Raw genomic sequence first — 20,670 nt, forward strand, 5'->3', positions numbered from 1 at the left:
TGTACCCAAGTTAGAAAGGTAGGGAATATTTTTGAAAAAGACATTTTACCATTATATGATGAAGCATCGTGCAGCTTTATTTAGAAATGAAATTTCAGATTTAGCAGAGGCGATGTATGATGATTTAAGTTTTCCGAAGCAATCTGAAGACTATGATGAAATTAGTTCATACTTAGAGTTGAGCGGAATGCTAGAAAGTATGTCTATATTTGATGAAGCCTGGGATTTATACATACAAGATAGATAAAAACTATTTGAAAACATACAGAATACATTACTTTATTTAAAGTGAAGTATTCTGTATGTTTTTTTATTATGAAATTTGTTGATTTGAAGCTAGTCTAGTTACTAGCTTTTGTTTGAGTGTAATGTAAATTTTATAAGATTATATTTTTTATTGAAAAAATTTATGAATATAAGCTTCTGTGATAAGCGTTTTTATGTAGGTTGCATATACTGATATCAAAATCACGACGTCAAAAAAAGGAGAGATAGAGATGGCAAGAAAAAAACAACCTAAATACAACGTAGGGGACATAGTCGTGATTACGCTATATGGAACCGTTGGGAAAATCACAAATATGAAGGTTTTAGATGGAGTTTATGTATACGAAGTCAATAATCACGATGGATTTTACGTAGAGCAAACATTGCAGCACGTTACAGAGCAAGATATGAAAAAGGGCGATACGGAGTGGATTGAATTAAATTATAATTTCACGTTTGGTGATCTTGTGCAAGTAACTGGATATGATAAAGATGTTTTCCGTATTGTTGGTTTTCGTACAGAAGTATGGAGATATAAGAATGACGCATGGGAAGATACAATTTATGAATTGTCACGGATTACGGATGGTGAATGGTTAGAAGCGGATGAATCAGATTTAACGTTACTCGCCAATGCTCAAACGGCAAATGCAATTTTGAAGAAAATGAAACAAGATAAAGCAGGTATGAATAAATTAGATTTAGGAAAGTTAAAGTCAATTAACAACTCGAAAAAAGTGAGTGTTAAGACGAATCGTCAAGAAATCATTGATGGATTACTTGATATTTATAACGATTATCAATTATTGTTCGATACATTTAAAGATGAAGAATATAAAATTGTAATGGATGTTGTTCATAATTATTTAGTTAAATTGACAGAGAAAAAATAGTTAACTAGAAAGAGAGAATAAATTGAACAACAACATATGCAGTATAAGGTATGCCTACAACTATTAAAAAAATAAAAAGCCACTTTATAAGAGAGTCTGCCCATTGATCTTCATGCATGAACTCTTCTTTTGTTTGTCCTACTTCATATTGATTTTCCATTATTATTTCCCCCTTTGAATAGCTTGTACTACAATCGTATGCATCTCGTCCAAAGCTTATGACCTATAAAAAAATAAAATCTATTTTTCTAATCTCATATACATAATTTTGAGATTTTTTCATAAAACAGAAATAAAGGAGTGATGCTCATGAAGGAAATTGAAGTCGTGATTGATACGGAAGAGATTGCGGAGTTTTTTTATGAGCAACTAATTGAAAGAGGGTACGTCCCAAAACGAGAAGAAATTGAAGATCTCGCAGATATTACATTTGAGTATTTATTAGAGAAATGTATGATTGATGAAGTTTTTGATGAAGAGGATGAATGAAAGTAACGACGGGCATAACTCGTCGTTTTTTACTCTTTACAAACCTGTCACAAATATAGTCAATAATTATTGGTATAATGAAAAGGAAATTTTACTCAAGAGGTGAAGGAATGTTCAAAAAAATTATTGATTCTTTATTAGGAAAGAAAAAATATCGTTCGTATTCAAGTAGTGATTATCGTCGTAGAGGGCGCTCGTATTCAAGTAGCGACTATAAACGACGTTCATCTGGTTATGGACATCAACATTATAAAAGAAAACATAAAAGCCGTAGCTTCTTTTCAAGTAGCTGATGAAATGGTGTCGTGTACTAGCATTATTTGATAGACCACTGCGAAAAAATACAATTGTTGCAGAACGTTATAAAATTGAATCAGTAATTGGAATGGGCAGTTATGGGGTTACATACGTCGTTAATGATTTACAAACAAATAGATATAAAGTCTTAAAACAATTAAGACAAAGTAAACAAAGATATGAGTCTGGTAGAAAATCATTTGAACAAGAGAAAATGATTTTACAAACATTAAATCATTATGCAATTCCTAGTCTATATGATCATTTCATATGGGAGAAAAAGAGCTTCTTTGTGATGGAGTACATGCCTGGTGAAAATTTTGAAGATTATATTTTCATAGATGGGTATGTATATACAGAACGTGAAGTTTTTAAGATTTTATATGAAATATTAGAAATTGTATCGGTGTTTCATAGTGAAGGCATTATTCATCGAGATTTACGCATTCCAAACATACTAATGAAAGAAAATCAAATTAGTATTATTGATTTTGGATTGGCTAAATGGAAAGGTGAGGATGATGAGCGAGCTACAACTTACGAAGGTGAACAAGCTTTGATGCGAGAAGTTCACTTTCGTAGCGACTTTTATGCGCTCGGTCATTTCTCATTATTTTTATTATATGCAGGATATGAATCTAATGAAAAACAGGAAAAACCATGGTACGAAGAATTAACTTTGGAACATTATAATCGCGAAATTCTTATGCGAATGTTACAAATAAAAACGCCGTACTATGAGAATGTACAAGATTTAAAACAAGATGTAGCTTCTGCTTTAGAAAGGATGGAGACTCCATGTTTCAAAAGTTTTTAGCAAGCGTTGGTATTGGAAGTGCAAAGGTAGATACTGTTCTTGAAAAAGATGAGTATATTGTTGGGGAAGAAATAGTTGGAAAGGTTCATATAACTGGAGGTTCAGTTAGCCAACAAATTGAAAGCATTTACTTAACATTATCGACGTCGTATGTACGAGAAGTGGATGATAAAAAAGTAACAGCAACATATGATTTAGAGCGAGTACGCTTAACAGAACCTTTTTCTGTAGAACCGAATGAAAAAGTTGAAATTCCATTTTCTTTTCCAATGCCAATTGAAGCACCACTTACACTTGGTATGAAAACGGTTTGGATTCATACAGGTCTTGATATTAAACGTAGTATAGACCCAAGTGACCGCGACTACGTTCAAGTGTTACCCAATGCATTATTAAGTAGTGTTTTAGATAGTGTAAATGAATTAGGGTTTAAAGCACGTCATATAGAATGTGAAGAATTACCGCACCGATTACGTAAGCAAGTTCCATTCGCACAAGAATTTGAGTTTATTCCGGTTTCTGGAGAGCACTATGGGAAATTAGATGAATTAGAATTATTAATCTTGCCACGTGCATACGACCGACTAGAAATTATTATGGAAGTAGATAGAAAATCCCGTGGTTTAGCTGGATTATTCGCTGAGGCGCTTGATCTTGATGAGAAGGTGATTCGTTTTACCGTAACAAGAGAAGATATCCCTGAGATGAAGCGGAAAATTAATAATTATATTTTTTAATAAACTATGCATAAAAAAGAAATGGAGAGGAAAACTAAAACAACCGCTCCATTTTTTTGCATAGTGAGGTTATGTATGTGAAACGATATCGACATTTATACTTGCTAAGTTTTACGTTACTCATTTGTTTTGTCGTATTATCACTTTCGTATCATACCGCTTGTATTGAGAACTTTGACAATATAGTCGCACATTTTATTCAAAGCTTTCGAAACGATTATTTGACGACCTATTTTACTTGGGTGTCTTTTATCGGTTCCAAAAGAATATATTTTCCATTACTCATTATTCTTGTAATGTATTTTCTCGTTAGAAAAAAGTTGCTTAGTGCGTTACTTCTAACAATTAATTACTACGGATCTCGTTATTTAAACAGTATGCTTAAACTATGGTACGAACGAGCAAGACCTGATGTCACGCAGCTTGTTACTGCAACTGGATATAGTTTTCCGAGCGGTCATACGATGAATGCTACTGCTTTTTTAGGATTTATTGCATACGTCACAATTACTGAAGAACGTATTTCGTTGCATAAAAAATTGTTAATTATTCTTATAGCAAGCTTTGTTGTATTATCTATTTCAGTTAGCCGAATATATCTTGGCGTGCACTATCCATCTGACATATTAGCAGGATGGGCAGCTGGCGGTAGCTGGCTCGTTTTATGTGTTATATTCCATAAAACGTTCATAAAAAAAGAACCTATGTCATAATAGGTTCTTTTTTCATTGGCTCAACATGAATGTGTGCATGGTAAATTCCAAATTTTTTGCGCAGCATAGCTTCGATGTTGTCGGTAATACAGTGACTTTCTCCAACATCCATGCGAGCATCTACTTCAATTGTAATATCAACGTACGTTTGATTCCCATACATACGTGCTCGAATATCTACAATGTTTTCCACACCGCCAATATGCTCAATAGCATCAGCGTATTCTTCCATTTTATCAGGATCAATTCCATCTGTTAGCATATGAGAAGATTCTACGAAAATCTCCCATGCAGTTTTACAAATAATAAGACCGACAATTAAAGCGGCAATAGGGTCTAAAATAGGCATTTGGAACTGAGAACCGACAATACCTACTACGGTACCAATACTTACGAGTGCATCTGATAAATTATCCTTTGCAGCGGCTTCTAATGATTTACTTTTTGTTCGTGCTGCAATTTTTTTCGTATACAAATACACGCAGTACATAACGACAGCAGAAAATAAAGCAACCCATGCAGCGAGTACATTAGGCGCTGCTTGTTTCGGATTTAAGAAAGATTGAATGGCACTAATAACAACTTCTAATCCGACTGTTGCCATAATGAAGGACGCAACAAGTGATGCGATTTGTTCGGCACGCGAATGCCCATACGGATGATCTGGGTCACGAGGTTTACGAGATATTTTTAGACCAATTAATATCGCTAAAGAAGCACCGATATCCGTTAAGTTATTTAAACCGTCAGCGCGTAATGCGCTAGAGAGGGTAATATAACTGATGATGATTTTCATAGAGGATAAAAATATGTAGGCCATAATGCTGACAATAGCACCTTTATCAGCTTCTTTATGAGAAAGAGTATCCATTTTAATCACTCACCTTTCTTTAAAGGAATTTCTTTCTATAAATAGAGTATCAAACGAAAGTCGTGTGGGTCTATACAAACATTGTTGACGTTTTATAGCTTTTTAAGAAGGGGATAACAAAGTTTCGTAAAGGAAAAATATGTTGAAAAGTACAAAGTCAAGGTGTGAACCTAATTGGAGTTTATTTACTAAAGAGATAGGAGGGTAGATGGATGAGGAAACGAATACTTTTCTTACTACGTATTATTCTTATCATGACAAGGTGTAATTCATTAAACGATGAAAAACTTCAAAAGATAATTGTGAAAATAGATGAAAACCCTCTGAAAAATATTTTCCAGAGGGCTTTCATTTTAGTATGCTTCTAAAAACTCAGTAACTTGCTCTTCTGTTTTTGCATTAGCACTATGTAAGTGGCCTAGCTTCTCACCGTTTTGGTATACAAGTAAACTTGGAATACCCATTACTTGATACTCTTCAGCGATACTTGGAAACTCATCTTTATTGATAGAGTACCATTCAAATTTATTGAACTCTTCCATTACATCTCCGATAAAGTTGTCCATACGTACGCAATCTGGGCACCATGTAGTAAAGAACTTAACAACTACAGGCTCCTCGCTTGCGATGATGTCTTTGAATTCTTGTTCTGTTTTAATTTCTTTCATAAGTAAAACTCCTTTCAATATCACACGAATTTATATGCAAAATTCGTATTTGCAAACATGTTGCAAACTTATTATTTGTTTTTTAGTTTTGTAGTTCGTTCACACTTATAAAATTATATGTAACATGACTGCGCTACTAAGTGTGAAAATAATGGAACCTCACTTTTCTTTATAAGCTTTTTCCAGGATTGTGTCAAACTTTTGAATTTTATACAGAAATTAAAGAAGCCCACACTTTGATTGAGTATGGGCAGAGTGACTAAAATTAATCGCTTATTAATTTCGAATAGATATTTAAATCGATAAGCTTTCCAGCTGATTTTTCGCTCTTTCTCAGAATCCCTTCTAGATTAATTAACTTTTATTATACAAGAAAATTACTACATTGAACAAAGGCGTTAATTGGAGGTAACGAAATGACAAACTCATCAATTGAATATTGCGTTCAGTGTGATTAAGAAAGTGGTGTATAAAGATGGGAAGAGATGAGAGTTACTTCCAAACTAAAAAAAGAGTAGATAATTTAAAAACATTTTACATTCATTTAACCATCTACATACTAGTCAATCTGATGCTTTTTTTACTTTTTAAGTAGTGAATTAGCTATTTTTTATTTTAATTACAAAAATTGAATAAGGTTAGAAATTATATGGTTGTAATGGGAATTGAGGGATATGAATAAAAAAATTTTATCCCGCTATTTGTCGGGCAGTAATACCCCCACCTCAAAATTCAGCGGAAGCAAAGAAGTTAGGTGGGGTCGGGCTGCCAGTAAAAGCCCGATTGGTGAGAGCTGATTAAAGTTTCACTTTATTAGGGATTTGCCTTAAACATTTATTACAGTCAAGAATATTTATAATAATATGAACTAAAAAAGGTCCAATTTTTGTAATGTTGGAGGGGATTATTGTGGACATAACTCAAAGTGTATCAAGAATAGTGGTTAATGGGAAAGACCTTTCTTTCACTTCAGTTCAAACCTCTGCATGGAATCATGGACCTGTAAATGATTTAATCGTTACGACGAATCAGAGAGTGAATGAGCTTTATCAATTCATGTGGTCGCAAGTACCGGTTACGATTTCGGTATATTTCCTTCAAGGAGCGGATTTACTGAGGTTCGTTAGGGTTGCGGGAATTAATGAGCGTGTAACAGGAGAATATGTATATCATTTCATTTGGTGATAAGAAGGAGTCAAAGTAGTCTAGCAGCTACTTTTTTATTTTGTCATTTGAATATAAGCGAGCGGACTAGCTTTATAGTACCCACTGAAATAAAGAATCATAATATAATTTGTAATAAATTATACGGGAAGGGAACTGAGAATCATGTTTTATTCATATTTTAATTCTGAAACTGGTATGCGACCAGCATATGGTACATCTATAACGTATAGTGGAGCACAAAGTACAGTCCAAGCTATTCAACAAGCATTGCAAATGCAACAACAAATGCAAATGCAGCAGCAAGGAGTACAACCATATTACTCATCCGTAGAGTATTTTTACCCAGTACATCATGTTACACCGTACGGAAGTTCTTTTCTTACTATTCCATATGGAACTATATACAACTTATAACTAGTAAGGAATGAAGTGGTGTATATAAATAAGGGTGCAGATTAATAGCGCCCTTATGAATAATAAAAATAGCTAGTCCAAACCTTATAAATCAATCTTACATAATATATAGTAATAAGTTTGAAAGGGGAATCAGTATGTCTTGTTATTACTACTGTAAGTATTGTAAGGAGTATAAAAATAAGCATCATGATTGTTGTAAGAACACTAGTAAGTGTCATGATAACAAGGACAATCTTGTTAGAGCATCGGCATTTAGAGCTAGAAATACTGTGAATCAAAATGTTCCTGCTAATACTTTTGTGAAAGTGTTATTTCAAAATGAACAATTTGATTTAGCGAATGAGTATAATCCAGCAACATCTATTTTTATGCCGAAGACTAAAGGTGTATATTCTATTATTGGAACGATTGGTTTCTTTCCAAACGATCCAACTTTAAATTATAGAGCGCGTGTAGAAATTCGTGTGAATGGAAACGCAGCGATAGCTATAGATAATGACTTTTTTGGTCCAATAAGTTTTGGAAATGTCGTAAGTGTTTCGACGATTGTTCAATTGAATGCAGGGGATGAAGTTGAGATTTATGCACAAAGTAGTATAGATGGAGTTTTAAGTCCTTTAGAAGATGGTGCACATTTTGAAGCAGCAAGATTTCCTTCTCCAACTAAATAAAACTGATCATTAAATGTTTTTTAGTAGGTTTAGTTAATCCCCTTACCAAATGGTAGGGGATTATTATTGTTTTTCTAAAATATATAAGTAAATAGGTAAAGCGTAGTTTAATTTGTAGGGGCTTCAACCTTCTTCAGATAATAAACAGAATAATAAGTAACATGCTTGTAAAAACGCATTGTTAGTAAGTTTACTAGTTTTCTTATAGAACAAGAAAGACGGAATACATAAAAAATCGTATCATTATGTTTTTTCTTTACTATATAGAAATTATATATTGAACATAGATTTGTGTAGGGAATGCTAATACACTGAAAAGAATAGCATAAAGGCGATTACACTATATAAAAACAAAATCAATCCTAAGATGAGTAGTATTGGATGCAACTTGAACATATTTGACCTCCTTGAGTATATAAAGAATTTTAATATATTGTTGGTCAATTTAGAAGGGGGACGGTTACATAAAAAAAGAGCATACATAAAAAGTACGCTCCAAAGAAAGATAGGTTTTATGAGTGGATAATCTCCATACGATAATATATGTTCTTTTCATAAAAACGTGTAAAAAATCAATGAATTATCAATGGAATATCATAACATGAGTAATTTTAGTCTAGGAATGCAGTTATTTTCTTTCTCGGTTATTTTAGGTAATAAAGTTGTGAAAATCGTGCATTATGCGGACTAACAACGGGATAGCGATCGTACTTCCGTTACATATTTCTTAAAGTCTGGGTATTGCGTGATAGTTTGACATTTAGGGGTGCATAGTTGATTAATTATAGACACATTTGTAATTACTTCGTTACAAGGACCGAAAAATGTAATTTTTAGCTTTGAATTTGGTGGGATTTTGAACACGATAGGTTTTTTTTCCATGAAATCAGCTCCTAATATTGAGTATTATAATTTAATGGATATAGAGTCGTATTAGTATAATATGAAATTTCAGTGGATTTGCTTATAATAAAGAATTTTATAGTAGTAAAAGTGCTTAAAGATGTAAAGGGGAAATTGAGAATGGGAAATAAAATGTTTAATTAATATAATCAATAAATACGCAAATGGTTAATATAACTAATGCATTTTTTTGTTTGTTACATATTATGTTAGTAAGAATGGTATAAGGAGGTAGTATAAAATAGTGGAAGAAAATGTACAAGCGCAGCTTTCGCCACCGTGGATCACATATTTTAATGAATTAAAAAATTCAATAGGTGCTGATCCAACTGTTACAGTTGGGCCGCTTATTCCTGTTGGTGGTAATTATATTATTTTAGTGCATGCGTTAAGCAACGAAAAAGCGAGAGCATTAGCAACGCTTTTAAAATCTTTTGTACAATTTGGGAATGTAAGTGTGACAGTTATTGTAACGAATAATGAGAATGAAATTGTAAATCCATTTCCTTGTCCACTAGATGCATTTGAAATAGCTCATTTATTTCAAGTAGCACTAGAAAATAATCCTTATTTTGAACAAGTTGTGGTACAGCCTCAGTTCCCTGGCGGACCGAATGTTGTTTTTCCGGTTTTCGCTGCGGAAGTCATTCAGTTTTTCAATGACGATATTTCTAACTTATGTCAAACGTTTACAGGTGTTGCTGCCAATGTGTTTCGTGATGTAATGAATGATGAGGTTTGTGGTATCCCAATTCTATTTTCCACAAGTTGTGTTATGAGCAGTGAAAACTCACAATTACAAAATACAGATTTAGCACCAAAGTTGTTTTATTAAACTGTAAAAAGACATTTTCAGTAATAGAAAATGTCTTTTTTATGCACCAATAGTGTTCAGGTTGGAAAATAGCAATTTAATAGGAGTAAACTTCAATTAATTAAAATTTTTCTAAATCTCAAATTTCATGTAGAGGTAGTAATTTTGACTTAAGAGTATATAGAAAATGAGGGATGAAATTTTTTAGTTGAAAGGAAATCGATACTGAAAGTTATAATTTAATAATACAGGGAATTTTTTTTTAATATCTGTAAAAATGATTGATAGGACGAGATTACATAATAAATGAATAGTAGGGTATATTTCGAATGTTTTATGTGGCATACATGTTAAAGTTGATAGAAATATTTCTGAAAGAGAATATATTTTGAAAAACAGTAAAGATTCTTTTTATTTATATTATAGATAGCTAGTTTTAGAGAGAGGAGGCTTACAATAAAACAAGCTATGAATAAGACATTCAAAAGGAGCTGGAATGTATGGGGTATATTGTAGATATTTCAAAATGGAATGGAACTATTAATTGGGATATTGCAGCATCTCAGCTAGATTTAGTGATTGCTAGAGTTCAAGATGGCTCTAATACGGTGGATTTTATGTATCAAAATTATGTTAGTGAAATGAAAAAGCATAGTATCCCATTCGGTAATTATGCTTTTTGCCGTTTTATATCTATTGCTGATGCAAAGAAAGAGGCACAAGATTTTTGGAATCGTGGTGATCAATCTGCTAAGTTTTGGGTAGCGGACATAGAAGTTCAAACGATGGTAGATATGCAAGGCGGGACACAGGCATTTATTGATGAATTACGCCGTTTAGGTGCGGAAAAAGTAGGATTATACGTAGGGCATCACACGTATTTATCATTTGGAGCATGTAATATTGAAGCTGATTTCATATGGATCCCTCGTTATGGAGGGAATAAGCCAGCATATCCATGCGATATGTGGCAATATACGGATTCAGGGAATGTTCCTGGGATTGGGAAATGTGATCTGAATCGATTAGTAGGAAATAAGTCACTTTCTTGGTTTTATAGATTCCAACAAAGCAAATCAATCTAACATAGTGTATACACAGCAACCGAATGGCATTGGTATTGCAGTTTCGAAATATCCTGATGGATACGGAATAAATTTATATGAAACTCCCATGACCCCTCAATTTACAGGTGCACTCACTCAGAAAATTCCATATTTAATCTTAACAGGTTATTGGGGAGGCGGTGAGCAAGATATGATTTGTTTAGGGAACGATAAGCAGTGGGCATATTTAAAACATTTTAATGTGAAATGGTTTTATGCAACTTCGAAATATCCTGCCGGTTACGGAGTAAATTATTATGAAGAGCCTGAATGTATGAATTATAAAGGGAATATAGATGGATCGACATCTTTTCGAGTGTGGGGTAGAGTGGGAAATGCGATAGATATCGGGCAGAATAGTTGGATACCTGAAAAACATGTAATTATTAAGTAACTATAGCGGCAGTATTGTTTTTAAGGAGTATGTAAAGAGTCTTCTTACTATACATAATAGTAAGAAGACTCTTTACGTTTAAAAATGAAAATACATGATACATAGTCTACTCATATGAAATGAATTACATGTAGAAAACACACTGTTTTCACAATGACTGTGTATAGTTAATTTGCATAATGATAAAAGTGAGGTATTTGAATTGAAAAAGAAAAAAATATTTATTGGAACAATTATTTCATGCGTGATGCTAGCATTATCTGCATGTGATTCCTCAGACAACGTAGTAACATCAAAAGTAGGGAATGTTACAGAGAAAGAATTAAGTAAAGAATTACGACAACAATATGGAGAAAGTACTTTATATCAAATGATGTTAAGTAAGGCATTGTTAGATAAATATAAAGTTTCAGATGAGGAAGCAAAAAAGAAAGTAGAAGAAGCAAAAGATAAAATGGGTGAGAACTTTAAATCGACTTTAGAACAACTTGGGTTGAAAAACGAAGATGAATTAAAAGAAAAAATGAAGCCAGAAATTGCATTTGAGAAAGCGATTAAAGCAACAGTTACAGATAAAGATGTGAAAAATAACTATAAACCAGAAATGAAAGTAAGTCACATTTTAGTGAAAGATGAAAAAACGGCTAAAGAAATAAAGGAGAAAGTAAATAATGGTGAAGATTTTGCTGCCTTAGCAAAACAGTATTCAGAGGATACTGGTTCAAAGGAACAGGGCGGGGAAATATCTGGTTTTGCTCCTGGGCAAACAGTGAAAGAATTTGAGGAAGCTGCGTATAAATTAGATGCAGGCCAAGTAAGTGATCCGGTTAAAACAACTTACGGTTACCATATTATTAAAGTGACGGATAAAAAAGAATTGAAGCCATTTGATGAAGTAAAGGATAAAATTCGTAAAGATATAGAACAACAAAGACTACAAGATACGACAGGTAAATGGAAACAACAAGTAGTTAATGATTTATTGAAAGATGCTGATATTAAAGTGAATAATAAAGAATTTAAAGATACATTTAAATTTCTAGAAAAGAAATAATGACTGTAATCATAATTAGAAAAGGGAACTCATATAGAGTTCCCTTTTCTAATTAGTGTGTGAGTTATAAATAGATAGTAAGACAATACAATATTACATTTAAATATTAAGAATTACAATGGAAAATTATGGTTTATAATTATTTCAACGAAAGTGGGTATTCTACGGTTTTCATTATGCAAGTTTATTACATATATTTACTCTTTAATAATGAATATCGAACATAATTTAAAAAATAATACATATAATGTTTTTGAATAAATATTTAACATGGATAATTAGTAAAAAGCTGAGCATTCGATTGGAAAGGATGCTCTTTTTGTTGTGAAAATTTTAGGATAAAGAATGAATCGTTTTAAACGCATCATTTACCACATCAATAAATTAAGGTGGGGAGAATATATGAAAGTAATCTTTCAAGGAGAGGGCGGAGCGAAAATTTTTGAGTCATATGATGAAAATATAAGTGATTTATTAGCTATATTAAAAGAAACGAAAGGGATTAAAATCGGAATTGTTGAGTATAAAGTGTTAAAGTACGAACTTAATTATTTTCGTCATCCGAAAAAAGCGGATACAGAGAGAGAGTTACATATAATAGTACAACCTAAGTATATGTAATGAAATATAATAATAAAAATCACTGATTCAGTTTTGTAAAGTTCCATAGAGTATGTAAGAAAAGAGAGTGTTGTAAATGCTCTCTTTTCTTATGCTTTGTGAGTTCGTTCATCATAGTATATGTGTTCAGTTATAGATGGTTAATAAACGAAAAAATTTAAAACTTTTTTGTTTAGGCAGGGATTTTATATTTGAGTAAATAAATATACTATGAAGTATTTTTTATACGAATATTGGAGGAGTATAAAATGAGTTTAGCAAGTTACATAGGCTGTAATGTAGAAATTCCGTTAACGGAGCCCGATTCTAATGATGTAATTGTTTTTGGACCATGTTTTGCAGATGAAAGTATGCTTGAAATTGTACAAGAGTATCAATTCCAAAAAAATTACATATATGAGGTTTCAACTAGTTGGGGAATTGAACTTGTCGAGTGGCAAAACGTAAAGGAAAAAAAAGAAGCGAAAGAAAAACTTTTAACTTTATGCAAGATTATGGAAGGTTATTTGGAAGATGGAGACTATTTTGAATTATTCAGTTGTTGGGTTGGTGATGAAGATAAGGAACGAGTAGGGGAATTGAAATTAAAAATAAATCATTTTAATATAGATGAATTATGTATTCCAGAAAGAACATTAGTTAGGATAGAAAAATAAGCTTTGAATATTTTTTAGAAAAAGGCGATTTCACTTTGTGTGAAGTCGCCTTTTAGTTTTTATATGCATTTTATATAAGAAATGAAAAGTTTATTTGATAAAGGAAAAAATATGGAGATAAATAAAATTATGTTTTTTGTTAAGAAATAATAAGTATAGCTCTTCTCAAAGGAACGTAAGTTCGTGTATAATAAGAACGAATGTTCTTTTAAGAGGTAACCTAATTATAGTTTAGAAGTAAATTCGAGTTTAGTAAGTATTAAAAATAACTAAGGGATAGCATGAATAAATAAATGTATAAATGATCAAGGAGATAAAAAATGAACGATGTAAAGATACAAAAAGAAGAAAGAGAGTGGGTTCCGTTTACAGTAATGTCCGAACAACTTTTAAATATGAGAAAGATTATTGGAGAGAAATTAAAAGTACAAAAACCGCTTTTAACAAATGAAGCAAAAGAGAGGATTTCTGATAAATTATTAACGTCATTACTGTCTGAGAAAGAAATATTGGTAACATATTTTGAAGATGGTTACATATTAACAAGCTACATGACTGTTGTACATATCAATCCGGTAAAACAAATTGTAATTTGTACAGACGCCTTTTATAAAACTTACGTATTTAACGCTATGGATATTATTGAAATAATGTAAAAGAAGCTGAATATTAAATGGCAGCTTTTTTTATTTCTGATTTATGAGACAAATAATATAAGAAAAAGCAGCTAGCTTTGTGCTAGCTGCTGAGCCCCAGGGAAAGGGAGAAAAAGATAGGGTACTCCAAAATCGATAAGAGCTGTCAAACAGCCTGATTATAGTATAGACAAATTAAAATTTTCTATACAAAAAGTTGAACATAAGATTAGGCTGTACCCACTTGGTTTTGATCTGCAAGGTCAGAATCAAATGTATTGGTCGCGCTAACACCGCTAAAAGTATTAACAACAAAACCAACGTTTGATGCGCCGGAACCATTATAAGCTTTCGTATTTTCTTTCGGAGAAACGTTGTAGAAATCACCTAAGTTAAATGATCCATTACTATTTTGTACAACTAAATTTCCTACAACTGATGGCATAATTTTCACCTGCTTTATAAAAAGTTGTTAACATTACTATATGGAGTTATAGTCCAGATGGTTCATATAATAAAAATTGTGGAATAGTAAAACGTTTGGAGCATGGATTTCAATAAAAGTGTGTTAAAATTAATATAATAAAGTTGAGTAATTTTTTTAAAAAATTTGTATAATTGATATATATGAAAATAAAGGAGGCAAAATGTAATGAAAGTTATTATGAAAAAAGTTGATTTAACAGATGCCAAATCAAGTAATCTTGTTGCACTAATTTATAGTAATGAAGTTATATTAGTTGAAGACGCATTTTGTCCAAATGAAATAAAATTAAAGTTTAATGAAATTGCAATTTTATCTGCAATTAAAACAGCTCATATTGCGAAAGTGTCTATTAGGAAAGAACTTGAAGCGCTTTTTCATGATACGGGTGTTATATTAGTGAAACAAAATGTTGATTATGGTAGTAGCCAATCTATTACCATGCATTTTGAGCAATTTAAAAAGTTGCAAGATGAGATTGAACATTTAAATAAAAGTATGTAATAAAGCAGCTAAATAAAGGTTCTATCATAAAGGTGGAATGTGTTGTGTTGAAAAAGTGGTTTAAAAATTATTTGGGTGAATCGCATTGTAAACATAAATATATTTTTATTAAGATGCAGGATAATGAGGATTTTAAAAAAGGTACATTAGGTGTAGTTTATATTTACCAGTGTGAGAAATGTGGAAAAGAGAAGTTGAAATATAAAAACAATAATGAAATAAACAATGAATTTTTAGATATATAGCAAAAAGTAACCATGATGGTTACTTTTTTTGTTTATGTATACAATATCAAAACCATTACTAAAGTATGAGTTGAGTTAATACTATAGTAAATCGCTGAATAAAAATGAAGAGAGTAAGATATAGGGAAGGAGGATGAGAGAAATGAAGCGAAAAGAAATTAGTAAATCTGTAATTATTACAGGCGTGACACAAGGGTTAGGGCGTGCGATGGTTGATCGATTTCATGAATTAGGGTGGAACATATATGGTTGTGGACGTTCAAAAGATAAAATTGAAGAACTAAAAAAACAGTACAGTAAAATACATGATTTCCAAGTAATTGATGTTTCAGATTCTCAGCAAGTTAACAATTGGGCAAATTATATACTTAATACACATACAGCTCCCGATATGATAATAAATAATGCATCGATTGTAAATCAAAATGCACAACTTTGGAAAATTACGGCTCAAGAATTCGAAAATGTAATGAATGTAAACGTGAATGGTGTAGTAAATGTAATAAGAGCATTTGTTCCAGCGATGGTAGCTAGGAAAGAAGGAATTATCATTAATATGAGTTCTAGTTGGGGGAGAGAAGGTGAGGCTGAGCTTGCGCCATATTGTGCCTCGAAATTTGCTATTGAAGGTATCACTAAATCTATGGCCCTGGAATTACCTCATGGCATGGCTGTACTTGCTTTAGATCCTGGAGGGAGTATTAGTACTCCAATGCTGAAGTCATGTGCGCCACAATATATAAATGAATCGCCTACACCTGAAACTTGGTCACATAAAGCAATTGAATATATATTGAATATAACAATAGATAAAAATGGAGATTCATTGACATGCCCAGCATTCATATAAAAAGCACCTTTAAGGTGCTTTTATATTAGTAGCACATTATATCATTCACAAAATTACATCTAAAAAATAAAATAAAAGATTAAGGGTGAGATTTGTTTGTTTTGAAAGCTTTAGAAAATATTTAAATAGGTGATAAAAATGAATCCAAGCAGTTTAAAAGTGACAGGGGCATGGTTTCAAGTGGGAGGGAACCTTACAGCTGCTATTGGAACGACAAGAGGATTTATTGGAGAAGAGAAAGTTGAATCGGATCTTGTTATTGTAGGAAGCTCATTACAAGCCCTCGGATATATATTACAAATCATTGCGAGCAATTATGATGATGGGGAAGAAAAAAGAGAAAATCAAAATATAGACTTAGAGAATCAAAGTAAATTACTTGATCAAATAGGAATTGAGTTATTAGCATTAGGCAATATATCAAATGTAATAGGAACATATTTTAATATAAATGAACATTTGAAAGAAAATGATTATCTTATCATTACAGGGAACAGTTTACAATCGATCGGTGCTTTTTTAGGAGTAGAAGCAGCTTTGTTGGATATAAATGTATTACAGAAAATTATTATACTGGGTAACTCCATGCAAAGTTTAGGGGCTGGATTACAAGCGTATCAAGGTGTTTCAAATGTATTGAAAGATGAGAGAATCATTGCACTCATTGGTATTTGGATACAAGCGATAGGAACGTTAATTTCTGCAATTGGAGTAACTGCAATAGAGGAAGAAAATAGGCTAGAAAACAATAAAAAGTCTGAAATACTTATTTAAATAGAAGGAGATACATTGATTTTAGAGGTAGGTTAAGATTAAAATGGTAGTAGGTTTTTTTGCGTATATTTTGAAAAGGGATATATAAAATACAAAATAAGGAGTTTTCAAGGGATGATGTATTTATTAGCAATTCTTCTTCCACCTGTTGCTGTATTATTTTGTGGAAAACCAATTCAGGCAATCATAAATTTCATATTAACATTAATATTTTGGGTTCCAGGAGTTATACATGCAATTCTTGTAGTGCATGATAAAAAAGCTGATCGGCGTTTGAAAAAACAAATTCAAGCATATGATGAAATTAATAAGAGGAATCGAAGATAATTCATCTGCAAAATGTTTTTAAAAGAAAGGAGGATTAACCTCCTTTCTTTTTTAGTGGGTGTTAAGTTTAGATTTTTGTGTGGCGGAAAGAATTTTTAATGTAAGTATTATGATAATAACTTTTAGATTGTGCATGTAATAGGCCAGTATAAATACTTTCTGGTACATTAAAGAAATCGTACATACCATTCTTTAATTGGATTCGCAAAATCATAGAAAAAGGATTGTAGCCAACAGCAACTATATTTTTTGAAATTACGGGAGATAGCTTCATCATTACGCAACTCCTCACTTTTCATTTTTAATACTTTTTTGTAGATGTTGAGGTTGTGATGTTGAAATCCTTATAATTTAAGAGGTATTATACTTATATGCAATATATTAAATGTTTGTTATACGTAATTATAAGGAAGTTCACACGAAGTACATATCGTTGTGCTATTTTTATTTCACCTTTGATTTATAAATAAGAAAATATTGACCATTTGAAAAAAAGGTATATTATTTATACGAGGTATTAAAAATTCACTTTTTACATTCTATGCTTCAAGGGGCAGCGTTATTAGGAAAAATAGAAGTGAAAATAGTTTGTATAAGAAGTATTCTAAAATTTATAATCTGTGAATTGGGAAAATATTGAATGCTCCAGGTCAATATACTTTCTTAATCAAATTCATTTTAGAAAGTGACCTCAATATTTTTAAGTAAATCAACGGGAGAATTGAAAGGCAGGAGAAAGTAACATGTCAGAAAATTATCGTTCTCGAGAGGAACGACGACAAGTTAAAAAGAAAAAACAACCAGCTTCTAAAACACAAAAGCCAAAAGGTAAAACATCATTCTTTCGCAAGTTTTTAATTACTTGTTTATTACTTGGTATTGTTGGTTTAGTGGCGGGGGTTGCTACCTTTTTCGTAATGATTAAGGATGCACCAAAACTTGAGAAAGCAAAACTTGTTAATCCGTTATCCTCAAAAATTTATGATAAAAACGGGGATTTGGTATATGAATATGGAAAAGAAAAAAGGACGAATGTTACGTATGAGCAAATACCTAAATTAGTAGAAAATGCATTTTTAGCGACAGAAGATTCACGTTTTTATGAGCATAGCGGAGTAGATTTTAAAGGTACTGCCCGTGCTGTTCTAGTAAGTCTTAAAGGGGATTATGGTTCTCAAGGTGGAAGTACGATAACACAGCAAGTTATTAAAAACTACTTCTTATCAATGGACAAAACACCAAAGCGTAAGGCGCAAGAAATATATTTAGCTTATAAGCTAGAACAACAGTATTCAAAACATGAAATATTAGAGATGTACTTAAATAAAATTAACTTAGGAAACCGTTCATATGGGATCGCAACAGCAGCACAAAACTACTATGGTAAAGAATTGAAGGACTTAACATTACCAGAAGTTGCGATGCTTGCAGGTTTACCGAAAGCACCGAATAACTATGATCCAACGAAAAAAGAAAATGTTCAAAAAGCAACAGAAAGAAGAAATGTTGTTCTAAGTTTAATGAACCGACATGGATATATAACAAAACAGGAAATGGAAGAAGCAATAAAAGTTGACGTAGAAAAGGGACTCAAGCCTGCAACTCAACTACAAACAATGCCATACCCTGCATTTATGGATGCAGTTGTGAAAGAAGTAGAAAAAGAATTACCAGATGCTAATATCGGTTCTGACGGTTTAGAAATTTATACAACGTTAGATCCGAAAGCACAGAAACTTGCTGATAATATTTTAAATAATAATATCATTGATTATCCGAACGATAAATTCCAAGGTGCATTCACATTTATGGATACGAAAACAGGAGAAGTTCGTGCTATAGGTAGTGGCCGTGGAGAAAATAAAGCTGTATTTAAAGGGCATAATATGGCAATTGAATTAGATCGTGCAGCTGGTTCAACGATGAAGCCGATTTTCGACTACGCTCCTGCAATTGAATATTTAAAATGGGCTACGTACCATCAAATTGATGACTCTCCATTTAAGTATTCAACGGGACAAGAAGTACGAAATGCAGATAGAAGTCATATGGGTCCAATTACAATGCGTGAAGCATTAAAAATGTCGCGTAATATTCCTGCAATTAAAACTGCAAAAGAAGTAGGGATTAGTAAATCAAAAGAATTCTCTGAGAAACTAGGTATTACATTTAATACAGCACCGACAGAATCGACAGCGATTGGTACAAATGAAGTATCGCCAACTGAAATAGCGGGTGCTTATGCGGCATTTGGTAATGAAGGTAAATATACGAAACCGCATTTTGTTAAGAAAGTCGTTTATCCAGACGGTAAGTCACAAAGTTTTGGACAAAAACCAAAACAAGTTATGACAGATTCTACCGCATACATGATTACTGATATGCTTCGTTCTGTAGTTACATCTGGTACTGGTACATCGGCAAATGTAGGCTCCTTAGATGTAGCTGGTAAAACGGGTACGACAAACTATTCATCAAAGCAATTAGCTCAATATAAAATTCCAGAAAGTGCAACTCGTGATAGTTGGTTCGCTGGATATACACCGCAATATACGATGGCAGTATGGACTGGGTATATGAAAGATGGTAAAGACGAGTATATTAGTAGTAAAAATACGAAAATTGCACAGTTGATCTTTAAAGAAATGATGAGCGAAATGGCTACAGATAAATCACGCTTTAAAATGCCAAGTAGTGTTATTCAAGAAGGTAGTGAGCTACGTATAAAAGGTGAAAAACGTGATTCATCGCCAAATACTAGCGTACCGGATACAACGGAGCAACCAAAACAAGATCAACAGCAAAAAACTGAAGAAGAGAAAAAGCAAGAAGAATTAAAGAAACAAGAAGAACTGAAAAAACAAGAAGAACAAAAGAAACAAGAGGAACTTAAGAAGCAAGAAGAACAAAAGAAACTAGAAGAGCAAAAGAAACAAGAAGAACAAAATAATGGAAATGGCCAAGGAACGACACCTCCAGCAAATAACGGAGGAGGTCAAGGAAATACGACACCTCCAGCAAATAATGGAGGAGGTCAAGGAAATACGACACCTCCAGCAAATAATGGAGGAGGTCAAGGAAATACGACACCTCCAGCAAATAACGGAGGAGGTCAAGGAAATACGACACCTCCGGCAAATAATGGAGGAGGTCAAGGAAATACAACTCCACCAGCGACCACACAACCAGAGACTGGCGGTAATGCAGGAGAGACCCCTGCTAATAATGGGCAATAAGAAAAATTTATAAAAAATATTAAAAAGCACTTAAGATTTGTGAAAATTACAATCTTAAGT

General features: G+C 32.4%; 27 protein-coding genes and 2 pseudogenes. 23 read left to right on the plus strand and 6 right to left on the minus strand.

Annotated elements, in window-relative coordinates:
• Positions 1-31: 31 nt before the first annotated feature.
• Entirely contained in the window at positions 32-247 is a 216-nt protein-coding gene (locus tag DN404_RS20260; protein WP_000750717.1) for a YozE family protein, read from the plus strand.
• 250 nt (positions 248-497) lie between these two features.
• Entirely contained in the window at positions 498-1,160 is a 663-nt protein-coding gene (locus DN404_RS20265) for a hypothetical protein (RefSeq protein WP_000101499.1), read from the plus strand.
• 4 nt (positions 1,161-1,164) lie between these two features.
• On the opposite strand, the gene DN404_RS20270 is transcribed toward DN404_RS20265, so the two are convergent.
• The gene (locus tag DN404_RS20270) at positions 1,165-1,320 is read right to left on the minus strand and encodes a DUF3930 family protein (protein ID WP_000431486.1); all 156 of its coding nucleotides are present in this window, start codon (positions 1,318-1,320) and stop codon (positions 1,165-1,167) included.
• A gap of 149 nt (positions 1,321-1,469) precedes the next feature.
• Here DN404_RS20270 and DN404_RS20275 point away from each other — a divergent pair, with 149 nt between their 5' ends.
• The 5 genes from DN404_RS20275 (at position 1,470) to DN404_RS20295 (ending at position 4,213) form a co-directional block, all read left to right on the plus strand.
• On the plus strand, positions 1,470-1,649 hold the full coding sequence (locus DN404_RS20275) for a YozD family protein (RefSeq protein ID WP_000658451.1): 180 nt from the start codon (positions 1,470-1,472) through the stop codon (positions 1,647-1,649).
• Positions 1,650-1,759: 110 nt separating this feature from the next.
• On the plus strand, positions 1,760-1,942 hold the full coding sequence (locus DN404_RS20280; RefSeq protein WP_016122446.1) for a hypothetical protein: 183 nt from the start codon (positions 1,760-1,762) through the stop codon (positions 1,940-1,942).
• Positions 1,942-2,763 (plus strand): serine/threonine protein kinase, encoded by an 822-nt coding sequence (locus DN404_RS20285; RefSeq protein ID WP_006927693.1) that lies wholly within the window; start codon positions 1,942-1,944, stop codon positions 2,761-2,763. Before DN404_RS20280 ends, DN404_RS20285 begins: the two co-directional genes overlap by 1 nt.
• Positions 2,745-3,500, plus strand: a complete 756-nt coding sequence (locus DN404_RS20290) for a sporulation protein (protein WP_000486626.1) — start codon at positions 2,745-2,747, stop codon at positions 3,498-3,500. Before DN404_RS20285 ends, DN404_RS20290 begins: the two co-directional genes overlap by 19 nt.
• Before the next feature lie 77 nt (positions 3,501-3,577).
• Entirely contained in the window at positions 3,578-4,213 is a 636-nt protein-coding gene (locus DN404_RS20295) for a phosphatase PAP2 family protein (protein ID WP_000833370.1), read from the plus strand.
• On the opposite strand, the gene DN404_RS20300 is transcribed toward DN404_RS20295, so the two are convergent.
• Together DN404_RS20300 and DN404_RS20305 are read right to left on the minus strand one after the other, a co-directional pair.
• Positions 4,203-5,084, minus strand: a complete 882-nt coding sequence (locus tag DN404_RS20300; protein WP_000380385.1) for a cation diffusion facilitator family transporter — start codon at positions 5,082-5,084, stop codon at positions 4,203-4,205. The genes DN404_RS20295 and DN404_RS20300 overlap by 11 nt on opposite strands.
• 353 nt (positions 5,085-5,437) lie before the next feature.
• Positions 5,438-5,752 (minus strand): thioredoxin family protein, encoded by a 315-nt coding sequence (locus DN404_RS20305; RefSeq protein WP_000658787.1) that lies wholly within the window; start codon positions 5,750-5,752, stop codon positions 5,438-5,440.
• Positions 5,753-6,227: 475 nt separating this feature from the next.
• On the opposite strand from DN404_RS20305, the pseudogene DN404_RS20315 reads away from it, so the two are divergent.
• From DN404_RS20315 to DN404_RS20330, 4 genes and pseudogenes are all read left to right on the plus strand, one after another.
• Positions 6,228-6,338 (plus strand): annotated as a pseudogene (locus DN404_RS20315) (2TM domain-containing protein); the annotation flags it as partial.
• 323 nt (positions 6,339-6,661) lie between these two features.
• Positions 6,662-6,937, plus strand: a complete 276-nt coding sequence (locus tag DN404_RS20320; RefSeq protein ID WP_000355695.1) for a hypothetical protein — start codon at positions 6,662-6,664, stop codon at positions 6,935-6,937.
• A gap of 144 nt (positions 6,938-7,081) precedes the next feature.
• Entirely contained in the window at positions 7,082-7,333 is a 252-nt protein-coding gene (locus tag DN404_RS20325; protein WP_000500100.1) for a DUF3947 family protein, read from the plus strand.
• Positions 7,334-7,470: 137 nt separating this feature from the next.
• Positions 7,471-8,007, plus strand: coding sequence for a C1q-like domain-containing protein (locus tag DN404_RS20330; protein WP_016122449.1), 537 nt, complete (start codon positions 7,471-7,473; stop codon positions 8,005-8,007).
• 687 nt (positions 8,008-8,694) lie between these two features.
• Here DN404_RS20330 and DN404_RS20335 read toward each other — a convergent pair.
• Positions 8,695-8,889, minus strand: coding sequence for a hypothetical protein (locus DN404_RS20335; RefSeq protein ID WP_000412555.1), 195 nt, complete (start codon positions 8,887-8,889; stop codon positions 8,695-8,697).
• 265 nt (positions 8,890-9,154) lie between these two features.
• Between DN404_RS20335 and DN404_RS20340 the strand changes: the two genes are divergently transcribed.
• The 6 genes and pseudogenes from DN404_RS20340 to DN404_RS20365 all read left to right on the plus strand — a co-directional run bounded on the left by DN404_RS20340 (position 9,155) and on the right by DN404_RS20365 (position 14,211).
• Positions 9,155-9,745 (plus strand): hypothetical protein, encoded by a 591-nt coding sequence (locus tag DN404_RS20340; protein ID WP_000392281.1) that lies wholly within the window; start codon positions 9,155-9,157, stop codon positions 9,743-9,745.
• Positions 9,746-10,224: 479 nt separating this feature from the next.
• A pseudogene (locus DN404_RS20345) lies at positions 10,225-11,224 on the plus strand (glycoside hydrolase family 25 protein).
• A gap of 202 nt (positions 11,225-11,426) precedes the next feature.
• A complete protein-coding gene (locus DN404_RS20350) occupies positions 11,427-12,278 on the plus strand; it encodes a peptidylprolyl isomerase PrsA (protein ID WP_149215381.1) in 852 nt (283 codons plus the stop codon).
• 402 nt (positions 12,279-12,680) lie between these two features.
• Positions 12,681-12,899, plus strand: a complete 219-nt coding sequence (locus DN404_RS20355) for a hypothetical protein (RefSeq protein WP_000864271.1) — start codon at positions 12,681-12,683, stop codon at positions 12,897-12,899.
• 248 nt (positions 12,900-13,147) lie between these two features.
• A complete protein-coding gene (locus DN404_RS20360; protein ID WP_006925988.1) occupies positions 13,148-13,555 on the plus strand; it encodes a hypothetical protein in 408 nt (135 codons plus the stop codon).
• A gap of 320 nt (positions 13,556-13,875) precedes the next feature.
• Positions 13,876-14,211, plus strand: coding sequence for a YolD-like family protein (locus DN404_RS20365; RefSeq protein ID WP_002024004.1), 336 nt, complete (start codon positions 13,876-13,878; stop codon positions 14,209-14,211).
• A gap of 208 nt (positions 14,212-14,419) precedes the next feature.
• On the opposite strand, the gene gerPF is transcribed toward DN404_RS20365, so the two are convergent.
• The gene (gene gerPF / locus DN404_RS20370) at positions 14,420-14,635 is read right to left on the minus strand and encodes a spore germination protein GerPF (RefSeq protein ID WP_001141569.1); all 216 of its coding nucleotides are present in this window, start codon (positions 14,633-14,635) and stop codon (positions 14,420-14,422) included.
• 207 nt (positions 14,636-14,842) lie between these two features.
• Between gerPF and DN404_RS20375 the strand changes: the two genes are divergently transcribed.
• The 5 genes from DN404_RS20375 to DN404_RS20395 all read left to right on the plus strand — a co-directional run bounded on the left by DN404_RS20375 (position 14,843) and on the right by DN404_RS20395 (position 17,374).
• Positions 14,843-15,178, plus strand: a complete 336-nt coding sequence (locus DN404_RS20375) for a hypothetical protein (RefSeq protein ID WP_149215382.1) — start codon at positions 14,843-14,845, stop codon at positions 15,176-15,178.
• 44 nt (positions 15,179-15,222) lie between these two features.
• Complete coding sequence (locus DN404_RS20380) at positions 15,223-15,423, plus strand: hypothetical protein (protein ID WP_000915143.1); 201 nt, start codon at positions 15,223-15,225, stop codon at positions 15,421-15,423.
• Positions 15,424-15,565: 142 nt separating this feature from the next.
• Entirely contained in the window at positions 15,566-16,273 is a 708-nt protein-coding gene (locus DN404_RS20385; protein WP_025686726.1) for an SDR family oxidoreductase, read from the plus strand.
• A 138-nt stretch (positions 16,274-16,411) separates the two neighbouring features.
• The gene (locus DN404_RS20390; protein ID WP_149215383.1) at positions 16,412-17,047 is read left to right on the plus strand and encodes a DUF6944 family repetitive protein; all 636 of its coding nucleotides are present in this window, start codon (positions 16,412-16,414) and stop codon (positions 17,045-17,047) included.
• A gap of 114 nt (positions 17,048-17,161) precedes the next feature.
• Positions 17,162-17,374 (plus strand): YqaE/Pmp3 family membrane protein, encoded by a 213-nt coding sequence (locus DN404_RS20395; protein WP_000990233.1) that lies wholly within the window; start codon positions 17,162-17,164, stop codon positions 17,372-17,374.
• A 67-nt stretch (positions 17,375-17,441) separates the two neighbouring features.
• Here the strand turns inward: DN404_RS20395 and DN404_RS20400 are convergent, their stop codons facing one another.
• A complete protein-coding gene (locus tag DN404_RS20400) occupies positions 17,442-17,651 on the minus strand; it encodes a KTSC domain-containing protein (protein ID WP_000977081.1) in 210 nt (69 codons plus the stop codon).
• A 466-nt stretch (positions 17,652-18,117) separates the two neighbouring features.
• Here DN404_RS20400 and DN404_RS20405 point away from each other — a divergent pair, with 466 nt between their 5' ends.
• Positions 18,118-20,610: a PBP1A family penicillin-binding protein gene (locus DN404_RS20405; RefSeq protein WP_001293958.1), complete on the plus strand. Its 2,493-nt coding sequence runs from the start codon at positions 18,118-18,120 to the stop codon at positions 20,608-20,610.
• Positions 20,611-20,670 lie beyond the last annotated feature (60 nt).

This window comes from Bacillus sp. TE8-1, from assembly GCF_008368855.1.
GTDB classification, from domain to species: Bacteria; Bacillota; Bacilli; order Bacillales; family Bacillaceae_G; genus Bacillus_A; species Bacillus_A cereus.